This is a genomic window from Paenibacillus sp. Soil787 (genome assembly GCF_001429545.1).
GTDB lineage: Bacteria > Bacillota > Bacilli > Paenibacillales > NBRC-103111 > Paenibacillus_E.
The window spans coordinates 107,663-123,068 of record NZ_LMSP01000048.1; the positions used below are offsets into that span (position 1 = coordinate 107,663).

Below are 15,406 nucleotides of genomic sequence, written 5' to 3' on the forward strand. Positions count from 1 at the left end.
CTCACTGGAGTACCCTCTTCAGCATCATAGCCGCTTCTGCACGGGTAGCTACACGGTTCGGGACAAACTTGTTGTGCTCCACGCCGTCTATAAGTTGAAGTGCTGCGGCCTCCCTTACAGATTCAAGAGCCCATGGGGCTACATCGGATTCATCCGTAAAAGAAGAAGCCTTATTCCCGTTTGCCTGATTTGGCTTGGTTAGCTTATAACCCCGCATCATCATGGCAACCATCTCTTGTCTTGTAATTTGAGCGTTCGGATCAAATAGGCTCTCGCTTTTCCCTGTCACAATACCCGAGTGATAAGCGATAGCAACCGCATCGGAGTACCATGCGTCGCTTGCGACATCGCTAAATAGGCGCTCTCCTTTTGCCGAAAGCTTCAGCCCTCTAACGAGCATACTAGTAAATTCTGCGCGGGTGACGGCTCGATTCGGCTCGAAGGAGTCCTCTGTGACACCGTTCAATACTCCTTTGTTAACCAGTTCTTGAATCACGCTTAACGCCCAGTGGGAAGAAGGCACATCCAAGAACGACTTCTTCACTTCAAGTACTGCGTATTTGCTGAAATGCGGGATCGCTGCAACGATTTCACCATTGTCATACGTCCCATCGACATATTCGAGCGATCCATTTTCAGCAATAAAATAGACACCTGATAAATTCGGGTTAGCGGTTTTGTCAACTTTTAACCGAACCATAACGGGTTGGTTGAATTTGGGAACACTAGTGGTTAGCCCATCTTTTCTAATCATAACCAAGCTAAGATCGACTAGATCTCCGACCAGTGTCACTTTCGTCTGGCCTGTTACATGTGCCTTGGCCAGTAGGACATTTGCCTCGGAGCGCGGCAATTGATTGAGATTCAGCGCAATATGGCTGTCTTTTTGTTCATCTGCAGGTATCTTATCGACTAACTGCTTTAGAACTTCAACCGGCACAGTAATCGATAGCTGATCCGTCTGAAAGACTAGTTGATTAGCTGCCAGAAGTTCAACAACATTGGACGGCAGCACGACTTGTTTGATATCGGCGCCTATCGCAATCGTCACTTTCCCGGCTCCGGCAGACGTAGTGAATTCCTCCGGCTTGACGAGATACTTATCGGTAGGTTCCTTCACGGGATCACTCGAATAAGACACTCCGCCACCGGTACCACTAGCTTTGAAAGTGACATTGATCGTGTGACTGGAGGTCACTTTATCAAACGAGTAAACATTCTCAGTGATAGTCACCTCCTTGCTATCAACTGTCAACTTATCGATTTGATATCCGGTATTAGGCAAGAACGTGAAAGCTTTATTATCGCCTGCATTCACAACGATATCACCGCTAGGGTTTATCGTTCCGTTAGGACCTGCGCTAGCATGAATTAGGTTAGTATTACCAGTGCTGGTACCACTCGGTTTGAAAGTGACATTAATCGTGTGGCTTGAGGTCACTTTATCAAACGTGTAAACATTGCTAGATACAGTCACCTCCGTATTGTCAACTTTCACTTTATCGACTTGATATCCGGTATTAGGCAAGAACGTGAAAGCTTTATTATCACCTACATTCACAACGACATCACCGCTCGGGTTTATCGTTCCATTAGGACCTGCACTTGCCTGAATTTTGTTGCTACCGGTGCCATCCGCTTTGAAAGTGACATTGATCGTGTGACTGGAGGTCACTTTATCAAACGTGTAGACATTGCCGGTGACTGTCACCTCTATGCTGTCAACTGTCACTTTATCTACGGAATATCCGGTGTTAGGCACAAACGTGAACGATTTATTATCGCCATCGTTAACAGTTACTTTACCGCTAGGGCTAATCGTTCCGTTAGGACCCGCACTCGCTTGAATCTGATTACCTAAGCCTTCGAAAGCAACTTCATTCTCCGGTAGGTTGTATAGCTCAAGTTCATAAACGGCATACATCCGCCACGTAGCGTTGTAAGCATTATTGATCTGGATTTTCAGCTTCGTGACATCTGAAACTGCCGGGATATTTGCGAAAGTGAGCTCCATAACCCCATCATCTTTGTTGCTCGTCCAGGTGATCGGAACTCGCTGAGCGACCGTTTGATAGTTGACGCCATCTTTTGAGACCAAGACATCAATATCATTGATTCCCTGAATAAGACCAGATGGTGTCGCCATGACAATGGTATTGAATGACTGCTTATTGTCCCATGAAATGACGAACTCATGCGGGAATGGATGATCGTCGTAGTATCCCTGCCAACTGGCAAACATCGTGCCGTAGCTGCCATCAACCATCTTAGCTGGGCCGTAGGTATCCCCGCCCTGATCGAGCGGACGCGTCAGAGTGGCGGTAATATCCGAATAGCTACGTGCGATATTGGTGCCAGGCTCATTCTTAACCCCCTTCACAAAAGATAGTGTGTACGATTTCGTCGTGACGCCATCGCTTGCGGTGGATTGGAGTGTGATGGTGCTTTTTCCTGTTGGAATGTTGGCAATAACAGTCGCACCTCTAACCATACGCTTACCGTTAATGAGTAAACTGCCTGCTTCATCTGTTTGCTTCGGCGTTAGGGAGAGAGTGTTGACACTATCTGGAAGCATGATCCGATAATTGGTGATGTTATTGTTAAATTCAAACTTAGGGGCATTGGTCAGTTCCAAGCTTTTCAGAGAGGCGTCATAGATTTGCTGTCCTGTGTATCTATGTACCCGGAAGGCGTCGAAGCTTATTTCTTTTCCCTCTAGATTGGTAATCTTGATGATATGACGGTCCCCTTCAGAAAGATTCTGCTTGCTATATATCGTAAAATAGTCGTGCTGGACTTTCTCGTACAGATCCACGATAACTGGACTCGCATTGTCTACGGAGATGTTCACTTTCCCAGATGCCTGGTTTTTCTCCACAATGACGTCGATTCCTGAACCGACAAAATCATACTCCAGCGAATCATTTTTACTCGCAGTCGCTTGAACGCTTTTTGAATAGGCATATTGACTGCTCTTGGAGAACCACTCACCGGCATAGCGAATATCGCCATTAGCACTGTCTACCATGTACGTCATCGGGATATCTTGACCTTCATAAGGACTAGTGGACGATGGAATCTCACCTATAGCTGCGCCCGCCGCTGCTTTAACCAAATATTGATGAAGCGTCATAATATAAGCCGGATCAAGCGTGTACTTCCTCGGATCATCCGGGCTCACAGCACTGTCGGCTATCTTCTTGGCCAAACCCGGATTCGTTTGCTTAATTTTGTACATCAGCTCATAGTCCTCAAGACCGTCTCTTTGGGCTTCGTAGCGAAGCGAGCTTTTTACCGTCTGCCGGTTTTTATCTGGATACACAATCGTAGAATCCCCGTGCCAGTTGCCTACGTACCAGGCATTCCATGCCCAATGCAAGTGACCTGTCACACCATCTTGGCTGAGATTCCAGAATAACAGCCTTCCGGTTAATGTGGGCTGTGTCCAGAATCGATTAAGCCAAGGGGGCGTGTTGACTTCGCACGTGTATTCCCACAATGTTTTGCCAGCGGCCTGCTCCGCTTGATACAGGCTCTTCTTCTCTTGAAAGGCTGGCGTTAAGGGTACCCACACGTCAACATAGGGTTTCGTTCCATCAGCCAACAAGACCCCGTTAGGGTCAGCATCCATGGTCTTGAACTTAGGAGCGACTTGTTTTACTTTTCTGGCAACATAGGTCCAGTAATTCCGATCCTTATCGGTTGTAGGCTCATCCCGGATATGCTGATACCAGGTAAAACCGCCGTCAAGCCAGCCTTTCGCTTTCAGGTGATCGCTTAACGCTGTCAGATAATGCTCCAAAAAGGCATCCGTCTTCGGAAGAGCGTCCGGCAAATCCGTCTTCCATGCATCTTGCTTCTCTTCGCTTGGCATGATTTGGTTTAATGCGCCAATTAAGTGAATATTTGCGAAATTGGTGATGCCCCTGTCGATAAAGCTTTGGACATACCGATCAAATAACGACCAATCGATATGCTGAGGAATCCCGTCATTGAAGTCCGAATACTTGGTCCCTGTCGCATTCAAAAAGAGGTCGGTTCTGATCCATACCATGTTCTGGCGATGATCTGCCATTACCTTGGCGAAATTGTCCATTAATTTGAACCATTCATCGCTATAGGTCTCTAAACCATAGTAATATTTCCCTACATCATAGTTATCCCAGGTAAAGCCGTTCGTCATGGTCCATTGATAATTCACAAAATTAGCATTTGTGATTTTGGGAATTTCAACATTTTCCACATCAACTTGAATCGGTACGCTGTAGTCACCCAAGGTCGTCTTTACCTTAATGGAACCGTTATAAACACCTGGCACAGCTGAGGAAGGCACATAGTTAGTTACAAAAATAGGTTGTGTTGAATTCGCAGCTACGTGGATAGATATTTCATTGGATAATGGATCAGGGATGTCCGATGGCGGATAGATGAGGTTGCCCACGCGCTCCGGATAAAATACATTCGGTTGAACCGTATCTTTAAGCTCGTATTCCTCAAAATGATAGCTCAAGTTGTCCTTAGAGAGCGTGTCCTTCCCGGATGACACTAGATCCGAGAATTCAACCTTCGTGATATCGAATTCCGCATCGTTTCTTACGACGATTTGCGAGCTTTCATACTCATTTTTGGCAGACACAATGCTTATATTATCTTGTGGGTCACTAGGAAGCGTGCTCGTTCGATATACGGTTTTCAAGGGGTTTACGACCCACATGTCAATTCCGCCGCTCTCGGCATGTGCGAGAGGCGCAGCGACAGGGACCATCGAAAAAAGAAGACTTGCAACTAACACGAAAGCTGCTTTTATCTTATGCACGGTTATTCCCTCTCTTCCTGAGTTTACTTTTGGAGCTCTGCCTCGATTTCTTTCGTAATTTGTTCCCCACCCTGATCTTTCCAGTCGGAGACGAATTGATCGAACGCTTCGATCGGTTTTTTACCCAAAACGATATTGAAGAATGTCTCGTCCTCTAACTTCTGCAAGTTGGACCATTTCTTATCCATTGTAGGCGTAGTCCCTGTATACGCTGGGTAGACTTTGTTCTGAGCCTCTTCCTTAGGAAATGCCCCAATGCCGTACAAATACGCATAAGGTGCAGACCAATCTGCTGGATCTGGCTTGCCAGAGGATGCGAGTACTCGCTGCCAGCGTTCATAATGACCCTTCATTTCCGGGGTTAATTGATCTGGCGAAAGATTCCCTTCGTTTGCTTGTACAAGCATGTCATGCTTCTTCGTTGCTGTGTCCTCGTAATCAATATTGAGCGTGAGAGGCAGTATGGATACATACTGAACATGGTCGATTTTGAGATCATTCGCGGTTGGCGATTTGAAAAAACGAGTGACAAAGTTCAAATACTTCATGAGTGCTTCCGGCTGTTTATAGCCTTTTTTCACAACAAGGAAAGAACTGCTTGTCGCAACCATCGACACATTGTATTTGCTATTAACACCGGTAATTGCATAAGCTATCCAGTCAGCTTTAGGATCGCGCTTAATCGCGTCTCCAAGCGAGAACGGCTCCCACCAAGCCTGAAAAAATAGGCCCGTTTGACCGCTTACAACCAATTCATTTGGATCCTTGCGTGTGGCAAACTCTTTATCGTACAGCCCTTTCGCATAAAATTCACGGGCTTTTGCCAAGGCTTGCTTCGCTTCTGGCGTCGTCGAGCCATACACAACTTTATCGGATGAATCTTTATACCAAATGCCAGGGTGCGAGTTAAAAACATTGAAAATTGCCCTGAAATCATGCCCATACCACTGCGTTATTGTTGAATTGTTGCCGGTAATTCCGACCGTATCCGCTTTGCCGTTGCCGTCAGGATCTCCTTTGATAAAAGCTTCCGTGATCTTCTCAACGTCTTCGAGCGTCTTCGGCTCAGGCAATCCCAGCTTGTCGAGCCAGTCCTTACGAACCCAAGTCAACACATAGGCATCTGCTTGCGGAATGATATTCGGCAAGGCCATTAGCTTCTTGTTGAATGTAGCTTGCTTTAGCGCTCTTCCCTTGGTTGAATCGTAATACTTCTTGACTTCGTCCGAAGCATATTTGTTATACACATCGGTCAGATCTTCGATTTGACCTCCCTCGGCCATGGCGCGGAATTGCTTCTCATCCACAATCATAGCGTCCGGAAGATCATTGCTTGCGATCGCAAGCTTCGCTTTTTGTTCGTAGTCGGTATTGGAGGCGTACCATTGCAGCTTGAAATTAATATTCGTCTGCTCAGAGATATAACGAGTAAACAGATTGTTGTCCATTGTGTCGCCTTGCGGCAGCTTTAAATCAGGGTTAACCCTCAATATAAAAGAGGTATTGACAGGCTCCGCCATTTTATACAAGTCCGTCTTCGCTGCAGCAATACTTGGAGTCGCAGTGCTCGGCTCGGCGTTTGTTGTTACTTTCGTTGAATTAGCTTCCTTTTCATCGTTTCCCTTGGAACAAGCCGAGAGTATAACCATGCACGCTAGCAGTCCAAACATCCAACCTTTTCCATTTTTCATGCGCAATCCCCGCTTTCTTTAATATGAAAGTGATTCCCGTTGGAATCTCGAGCTAAAGTTATCTTGAAGAGATAGATGAACACTCTGAATATTTTTTATAACTCCCCCTTCTTCCTACATGCAGACGTAAGCATGAATGACATTTTACATAGCGTTTACATTTCGATCATAGAAGCTTTGACCCGCAACTGGATATATCTCATTTCTCATAAAGTATTAAAAATTTATTGAAGCACATTATAATTTCTTAAGAACATATAGATTTCTTATGCTTTCGTATGTAAAGTGGGACTCGCTTTGAATGATTTTTTACAAGCAGTCCAACTTAATTAGGATTATAATGATTAAAAAAGAGAGAAAAGAGAGAATGCTATGTTTACGAATAAGAACAATCAGCTTTGGCTAATCACAGCCGTCGGCCTTGGAGTGCTATTAAATCCGCTGAATACGTCGATGATTTCAGTTGCATTCTCTCGGCTGCAAGCTGAGTTTCATGTCACTTATAGTGCTATCTCTTGGCTGATCGCGACTTATTATGTAGCCAGCGCTATTGCTCAACCCATTATGGGTAAAATAAGCGATATCTTCGGTCGCAAGCGTATCTTCTTAGTTGGACTTGCTCTCGTTACGGTATCATCCATGCTAGCTCCGCTGGCACCGAGCATTGGCTGGCTTATTGGTTTTCGTGTCATTCAAGCGATAGGCACATCTTCGCTGTACCCAGCCGGTATGGGGATAATTCGCAGCAGTATCACGGATAATCAAGCGCGGGCACTAAGCGTGATGTCGATTTTTTCTTCCACGTCGGCGGCCCTTGGTCCGTCTATTGGCGGGTTTTTGATCCAATATGGGGATTGGCCAGCTATTTTCATTGTTAACTTTCCGGTTATCCTCATTGCTTTTTTGCTTTCTATCCGAATTCTTCCGAAAGACGGTCCGCGCCAGCCATTCGCCAAAGGCGTACTGGACTTGTGGGGAATTGCCTTTTTCGCAGCGCTTATCATCAGTTGGCTATTTTTCTTTCTTTCCTTCGAAAAGGGGGTCAACTTCTGGTTTCTTTTAACCAGTGTTGTACTGAGTTATTTATTCTATAAATTTGAATTAAAGCGCGACCAGCCGTTTATTGATGTGATCTTTTTGAAAAAAAATCTCAACGTTTGTTTGGTCTATATCCAGTTTATTTGTGTCAACATCGTGTTCTACTCGATCATGTTCAGCATTCCTTCTTATTTACAGCAAGTCCGGCATTTCGATGCGCAGCAGGTAGGTATGATGATGCTGGCCTTATCAGGCTTAGGGATTTTCACTACGCCGCTGGTTGGCAGATGGATTGACCATTCAGGTTCCAAAACACCGCTAATCACCGGTTCACTTATCGTTATGGCGGGTTCACTGCTCATTTTGCTTATTCATGAAAATTTAGCTTCCTTAGCGATATTTGCAGTTCTATCCGTATTCGGCTTGAGCAGCGGGTTCCAGAATCTCGGATTGCAGACGGCTTTATATTCCTATGTATCAGCAGCAGAGACAGGGATAGCTTCGGGCTTGTTCATGACCTCCAGATTTATGGGGACGATCCTCTCCTCCAGTTTACTTGGAGCCATCTTTAGCCATGAAATCACCACACAGCGGCTCCACGCTATGGCCATCGTATGCGCAGTAATCAGCTTGGCAACTCTCACATTGTCGATATTAATGCCAAGTAATTCCGTCCGCACAAAAGCAGCTCAAAGTAGATGAACAACTTATCTAAAGTAAGTTCCGCTTGAGGCGCTATTAGCTATTCGGTGAAGGTAGAGAACACTAATGAAAACACAAAAGAAAACACAAACATAAAACACAAAGCAAAGCTCAAAGCTCAAATCTCAAAGCTCAAAGTTCAAAGTAAAAAGCAAAAAGCACAAATGGCTGTCCCAAAAGTAGATAAAATCTACTTGAGGACAGCCATCATTTTCCGAAAATTAAAAAGACAGCTGAGATACAGGGTTGTACCTGCCCAACTGTCCTCGTTTTGAATAGTTCTGCTGCTTTCTTTGCGGACTATGGGCAATGGAATGCCACCTTAGCGTTAGTTCACGGAACGTAGAGGCGTTATATTGGAAAATCTGCGCTATAAATCAAATTAAGGGAACGTGAGGACGTTATTCGAGCAATATTGAACGATCCGGTGGCAAAAAACGCGAAATAACGCCTCTACGTTCCGCTTCTCCACGATTCCACACGTTCTTCGCCACTCGCTCCGCTCCCCACGATTCCACGCGTTCTTCGCCACTCGTTCCTCTTCCGCCACTCCCTTACTCTTTAACAGACCCCAACGTGATCCCATGAATAAAAAATCTTTGTAAAAACGGATAAATGATCAGAACAGGAATCATCGCAATAAAGATTTTAGCCGCGTTCAAGGTCTGATTAGAAAGCTCACTCATCTTCTGTATTTGTTCCGCGGTCATGGTATTGGCATCCACAATGACGACCAATTGCTGAATGTAGGTTTGCAGCGGGTAATGATCCGCATTCGACATCAACACGAGTCCATTGAAAAACTCATTCCAATGATAAACAATGCTGAACAAGGTTACGGTCGCCAACACGGGAACTGCCAGCGGAATGAAAATCTTAACAAGCATATACCAAGGCCCCGCACCGTCTACAAGTGCCGCCTCTTCCAATTCCTTAGGCAGATTGCGGAAATAGTTAATGACCAGAATCACACTGAAAATCGGTACACTGTTACCTAGGACAAGCGCCCAGATGTTATTGATCAAGCCTAATGATTTAACCGTTTGATACCAAGGGATTAATCCTCCGTTAAATAACATGGCAAACACCAAAATCCACATCAGCACATTTCGAAACGGTAAGTCCTTCGCATTTTTGGATAAGGGGTAGCCCATCAGAATGATAATCACAAAGTTAAGACTCGATCCCAATACGACACGCTGTATCGAAATCCAAAACGAGTTAAAAAACTTGCTGTCGCCCATGATTTCATGATAAGAGTTAAAATTAAACCCCACCGGCCATAAGCCAACTTGCCCCGAGGATGCTGCCGCGTTATCGCTTAACGAGACAGCAAGGGTATACCATAAAGGAAGAACACATAATAGCGCTATGCCAACCAGCAGCACGATAAGGAAAAGATCGAATACTCTGGAGCCGATTGTTGTTTCTTTGACCATTTTCATGCTCCTTTATATTAAAAAATACGATAATTTGCAAACTTAGCGGCTAGGAAATAGGAAGTTGTTATTAGTAGAAAACTGATGACTGATTTCAAAAGTCCCATTGCCGTGGCCAATCCATACTGGAGATTCAATAAACCTGTCCGATAGACCCATGTGTCAATAATATCTCCGCTCGAATAGACAAGAGGATTATAGAGGTTGAAAATTTGGTCAAATCCAGCATTCAACACATTGCCTAGGCTGAGCACTGAAAGTAAGATAACCGTTGTTATAATTCCAGGAAGTGTGACATGAATTAACCGCTGCCAGCGAGTGGCGCCGTCAATCGCTGCCGCTTCGTAAAGCGCAGGATTGATCCCCGTTAAAGCCGCCAAAAATATAATCGTGTTAAATCCGAATTCCTTCCACACATCGCTCCCCACGATGATGAAAGGGAACAATTCTGCTTTGCCAAAAAACAAAGTCGGGCTAATACCGAATATGCCCAAGATGCTGTTAACAGGTCCTTTATAAGACAATACGTCCAATAAGATACCCGAAAGAATGACCCATGATAAAAAATGCGGTAAATAAACAATCGTCTGTACCCATCTTTTCAAAAACGCAATGCGTAATTCATTCAGCAATAAAGCGAAGATAAGCGGAACAATCATATTCGCGATAATTTTCATAACGGCAATAAATAACGTATTAAAAAACACCGTTTTACTATCGTTAAGTGTGAACATATACTTGAAATTTTCCAAACCGACCCAATCGGAATGAAACATGCCTAGACCCGGATTAAAATCTTGAAAAGCAATGACAATCCCGAACATAGGAACGATACTAAACAGCGTCAACCATATAAATCCAGGAAGAAGCATGAGATAGTAATGTTTGGCAAACCCCTTCGTAACCATCCTACCGATCACTTCCATTCTCTCTATTGTAAGGGAAAGGCGCCAGAGTTCTCTGACGCCTCCATGCTTTCTTACTGTTTGATACTCTCATCGATTTCAGCCAGAATTTGATCTCCGCCCTGCTTCTTCCAATCTTGTACGAACTTATCAAAGGAATCCAGCGGCGCTGCTCCCATAATAATTTTGAGGAACGTTTCCTTCTCTAATTTATCCAGGGTAGCCCATTTGCTTTCCATAGATTTCGTCTGCGAGTAGGTCACACTATAGGTTTTCTTAAATGGCTGCTGTAACGGGGAAATCCCTACGAATGTGGAATACATACGCTTCCATGTCCCTAAATCTGCGTTAGGGTCCCAGTATTGAATGTCATTCTTATCATATGGCTCGAGTTTTACTTTTTTCACTTTTTCAGCATCAGCTTTTAGCAATTTATATCCTGGCAAATCTAGATCCTCCGGCTTTTTGGTGCCTGCGAGAACTTCTTTCATCATCTTGTAAGTGACATCCATCTCATCCATCGGGGCAAAAACAACACGTAAAGGATAGTTTCCAATTGCCACTTTGACATCGAATTTGGATTCATCGCGCAGCAAAAGATTTTCCATTTGAATGGCGGCTTCCGGATGCTCATACCCTTTCCGAATAACCAGGTATTGATTGGACGGGTTCCCCATGTGCGGTGTAAATTCACCATTCACATCCAAAGGTGCCGTATACGCTTGCCAATTTGCCTTCGGATTATTCTTAATCGCATCAGCTAATGGTCCATAACCGCCAGCCCACCACATTCCAAAATAAATACCAGAAGTTCCATTCTTGATCAGTTCCTGCGCATCCTTCCGAATGGTCATTTCCTTATCAATCAAACCTTTGGAATAGAGATCACGCAGCTTCGAGAGAGCTTGCTTCGTTTCTGGCTGAAGGGACCCATAGGTTGTTTTGCCATCAGCACCTTTTAACCAAAATCCTGGATAGGAATGATACGAAGAAAAGATAGGGTCGAAACCATAGTTATTATTATTGGGATTGATAAAATCGGCATTCAGCAAACCGCCTAATTGCGGGCCTGTTATACCGATGGTATCGGCTTTTCCATTTCCGTCAGGATCTTGTTCGACAAAGGCTTTGGCTACTTTTTCTAATTCGTCCATCGTTTTAGGCGGTTGAAGACCTAATTTGTCCAGCCAATCCTTGCGAATCCACATCATGTGAACCATATCTGATTCTGTCGTAACGTTAGGAAGGGCATACATCTTCCCATCAACGGTAACCGCTTTAAGTGCAAGTCCTTGCGTCGTTTCAATGATATGTTTGATCGCAGGTGAAGCATATTTATTATAAACTTCGGTTAGATCCGCGAGTTGACCGCTTTTCACCATTTGTCTGAACTGTGTATCCTTCACAACCAACGCATCCGGCAAATCGTTACTGGCAATGGATAAATTCACTTTTTGGTCGTAATCCTTACCGCTGGCAGCCTGCCAAACAATTTTGGTATCGATATTCAAGTTATCTTTGATATAACGGGTATACGGGTTGTTCTCAGGGGAGTCTCCCGCTGGCAGGCTCTTATCGGAGGCATCTACATCTTTACCAATTTTAATGGTAATCGGTTTGGCCGATTTGGCGAATGGCCCCGCTTCATTAGGCGCTGCTGCTGATTGTGTTGCTCCCGTTTTAGCAGGTTCCGATGAAGTTTTAGGCGTTTCCTTCGCTTTCTCTGAGCATGCGGATAATACGACTAGCATCCCGGCAAGTAACAGCAGCATGCTTTTTTTAGATCTTCTCATATAAGCCCCTTCTTTCGCTTTCAGAATTTATCTACACCCTAAAAGTATCACAAAACATCACGCTGCTAGGATGGAAAACGGTTACAGCTTTAGAGGGGTAAATGACCGAGAATTCGCAGGTAATCTTCTTTTTCTCATGAATTTTCAGCATTTGACCCTCTAATTTTCGGACATTTCTCTACCCGTTACACTCTTCTGCCGATACTCGCTTGGTAACAGACCCGTTTGCTCCCGGAAGGTGCGGCTAAAATACTTCTCATCCATATATCCAACGTTCTCAGCAATCCAGAGAATCGTTTTATTCGTATAAAGCAGATACTCCTTTGCTTTTTCAATACGTTTGTGACGTAAATGCTCACTAAAATTAATGCCAACAATTTCTTTAAAGCACTGGCTGAAATAGCTTCTACTCATATTAACCCGTTTCGCAATGCTCGCTGCCGTAATTTGCTCTTTCATTTCTTCATTAGCAATGTAAACAGCTTTCATCACGCATTCTACAACCTCTTGTGAAAAAGAAGGTTTATCAATCGCCTTGCGAATCATTTCACGAGCAGCCATCAACCATTCCTCAACCTCATGCCAGCTTTCAAATGAATCCGGCAATTGGATTGTCGCCAAATCAACTGGATGAAATAAAAGATTCCATTTATCGATTAACGCATATAACAACCCGATCAGCTTCGTTTGAGGTAACCGCAGCTGCTTCAAATCATGGATATGAGCAGTAAATAGGTTATCTTGATAAACCCATTCGTGGCCCGACCATTGCTCTTTTACTAAATTGAAGTCTTTTTGAGCTGGCACTTCAAGATCTGCAGAACCTAAGCTATGAGAAGACTCATTATCATAAAAGCTATCATGTGGATTAGGGGCATGCTTCTGCTCCTCCATAATCCGCTTGTAAATCCGCTCCAACACTTCCTCAAAGCGCTCCTTCTCAAGCTGAACCTTGGCAATATAATCAATAGCCCCAAGTCTCAGTGCCTCTTGGATATATTCAAAATCCTGATGAAAGGTTAGCACGACGGTATAAATGCTTGGATATTGCTTTCGCACGATTTTCAGTAATTCGATCCCTGACATAACAGGCATCGCCAAATCAGTCAGCAATAAATCTATCGCGTTCGCTGCTATAAATTCCAAGGCTTTCTCGCCATTACTTGCTTCCCCGACAACCTCCATGTCAAAATCGTGCCAAGGCATGGCTGATATAAGTCCTTTGCGAACCAATTTATCATCATCGACAATCATCACTTTAATCATGCCGGGGGTTCACCTCCATAATAGGTAAGGAAACAAGGATGGTTGTCCCTTTTCCGATAACACTCTTGATGCTCAGGTCCGCCTGCTCGCCATATTGGGATTCGAGCATTCGCTTAACATAGTTTAAGCCAATCCCCATTCCAACTTTTTTGTTTTCAACTTCCGGATTGTGCAATAGGTTATGAATCGTTTCTTCCGACATCCCTGAACCGTTATCATGAATCGAGATCTGAATCGCATTCGTTAAACTGACATCTACCTTAATGTACCCGTCATCACTTAACCCGTGATAAAGCGAATTTTCTACTAGCGGTTGGAGGATAAAACGAGGAATCGGCTTGTTCCATACCTCTTCATCGACATTCATCTGGACATCAAACTTAAAATCATAGCGAATTTGCTGTAATATTAAATATTGCTTTAAGGCTTCTATTTCTTCAGAAATGGTTGACGCCTGTCCCAGCTTTCCTAAATTATAATGCAGCAGCTTATTTAACGATGATACTAGACGATCAATCTCGTTCTGTCCGTTCATGACGGCTAACCAATGCACCGTATCTAACGTATTCATCAAAAAATGAGGATTAATTTGATAGAGCAGCTTTTCTACCTCAAGATCCACTCTTCGCTTCTCTTTTCGTTCGACTTCGGCGAACAAATTCCAAATCTGCTCTCTCATTTGCCTAAATTGATGCAGTAGAAAATCAAACTCCGGTATTTTTGTTCGTACCGTAACCGTCTGGACTCGGTTTTGTGCCATTAGCTTGATTTCTCTATTAAAGCCATTCAAAGGAACATATACCATCTTCCATAAGAGCCAAGCCATGAGTACACTCATCCCCAGAAAAAGGAGCGAAAACAGCATGATTTGAACAAACCACTGATTCATTTCTTTGTTGTAATCCGCTTTCGGTATGACCGACACGATACTCCAGCCTTGATTGCTTGCCTGCCTAAACCAGTAATATTCATTATAGGTGCCAAAGGTTTTTTCTTTAGAAAAGTTGGGGAATATCGTATCTTTCACGAACGAATTGGGAAGCTCACTAAACGCGATTCTCCCGTTATTATCTAGGAAAACATGGGAATTCGTTCCGCCAAATTGATCATTATTCAGAATGTTTTGCGTGAGATGAAACCCCGTTTCAATATAGACATAGACATCATCACGCTGCGGTAAATCCACTTTCCTTCGTGCAGACAAAACAAAATTATTATCAAATTGATTGTTGCTTAAATGAGGACCGTAATAAGAAATTCCCGAGTATTCTGCAAGCAATGGCAGCTTCTCAGGGGAAAAATTCTCCTTTACGCCCGAATTTTCGAGATCATACGTATGGTCATTTTGAAAATAGTATAAGGTTAAACCAATATTAGGGTTGGTAAAGGTGACTAATCTTAATTCATCTTTTAATGCGTCTATCATTTGCGAGCGTTCGAAAGATTGACTTGCGGGAAGCGATAACATTTGATCCAACTTATTACCCACACTTCCTGTAAAAGCAAGCTGTTGGGAAACATGATTCAAATTGCTTATCGTGCTTTCTAAGGAAAGCTCTACTTGTTTTAAATTACTTTGAATACCGCTCTGAATTTTACGCGTAATAGGAGATAAGAACGATACAAATAAATGGAATTAATGTACTGCATAAGAAAATAATAAAGATCCTCTTTTTCAACGTTAAATAATCGTACAGAAATGACTTCATATTCTCCTGCATCTTAACAAACATCTACAGTCACTCCCCCCCGATCA

9 protein-coding genes are annotated in these 15,406 nt (G+C 43.7%); 1 reads left to right on the top strand and 8 read right to left on the bottom strand.

The genetic code is table 11. The annotated features are described in order from the left end of the window. Position 1: 1 nt before the first annotated feature. On the bottom strand, positions 2 to 4,816 hold the full coding sequence (locus tag ASG93_RS32820; RefSeq protein ID WP_056839254.1) for a glycoside hydrolase domain-containing protein: 4,815 nt from the start codon (positions 4,814 to 4,816) through the stop codon (positions 2 to 4). Positions 4,817 to 4,839: 23 nt separating this feature from the next. After that, complete coding sequence (locus ASG93_RS32825; protein ID WP_056839256.1) at positions 4,840 to 6,507, bottom strand: extracellular solute-binding protein; 1,668 nt, start codon at positions 6,505 to 6,507, stop codon at positions 4,840 to 4,842. A 372-nt stretch (positions 6,508 to 6,879) separates the two neighbouring features. Here ASG93_RS32825 and ASG93_RS32830 point away from each other — a divergent pair, with 372 nt between their 5' ends. Next, the gene (locus ASG93_RS32830; protein ID WP_056839258.1) at positions 6,880 to 8,247 is read left to right on the top strand and encodes an MFS transporter; all 1,368 of its coding nucleotides are present in this window, start codon (positions 6,880 to 6,882) and stop codon (positions 8,245 to 8,247) included. Positions 8,248 to 8,801: 554 nt separating this feature from the next. Here the strand turns inward: ASG93_RS32830 and ASG93_RS32840 are convergent. The 6 genes from ASG93_RS32840 to ASG93_RS37365 all read right to left on the bottom strand — a co-directional run bounded on the left by ASG93_RS32840 (position 8,802) and on the right by ASG93_RS37365 (position 15,383). Further along, positions 8,802 to 9,686, bottom strand: a complete 885-nt coding sequence (locus tag ASG93_RS32840) for a carbohydrate ABC transporter permease (protein ID WP_056839262.1) — start codon at positions 9,684 to 9,686, stop codon at positions 8,802 to 8,804. 17 nt (positions 9,687 to 9,703) lie between these two features. Next, a complete protein-coding gene (locus ASG93_RS32845) occupies positions 9,704 to 10,594 on the bottom strand; it encodes an ABC transporter permease (RefSeq protein WP_056839264.1) in 891 nt (296 codons plus the stop codon). 71 nt (positions 10,595 to 10,665) lie between these two features. Next, positions 10,666 to 12,384 carry an extracellular solute-binding protein gene (locus ASG93_RS32850; protein WP_056839266.1) on the bottom strand — a complete coding sequence of 573 codons (1,719 nt, stop codon included), beginning with the start codon at positions 12,382 to 12,384 and terminating at the stop codon, positions 10,666 to 10,668. A 159-nt stretch (positions 12,385 to 12,543) separates the two neighbouring features. After that, the gene (locus ASG93_RS32855; protein WP_056839268.1) at positions 12,544 to 13,650 is read right to left on the bottom strand and encodes a response regulator; all 1,107 of its coding nucleotides are present in this window, start codon (positions 13,648 to 13,650) and stop codon (positions 12,544 to 12,546) included. Next, positions 13,643 to 15,118, bottom strand: coding sequence for a sensor histidine kinase (locus ASG93_RS32860; RefSeq protein ID WP_414858909.1), 1,476 nt, complete (start codon positions 15,116 to 15,118; stop codon positions 13,643 to 13,645). The genes ASG93_RS32855 and ASG93_RS32860 overlap by 8 nt, the downstream gene beginning before the upstream one ends. A gap of 127 nt (positions 15,119 to 15,245) precedes the next feature. Beyond that, positions 15,246 to 15,383: a hypothetical protein gene (locus ASG93_RS37365; protein WP_414858907.1), complete on the bottom strand. Its 138-nt coding sequence runs from the start codon at positions 15,381 to 15,383 to the stop codon at positions 15,246 to 15,248. Positions 15,384 to 15,406: the final 23 nt, after the last annotated feature.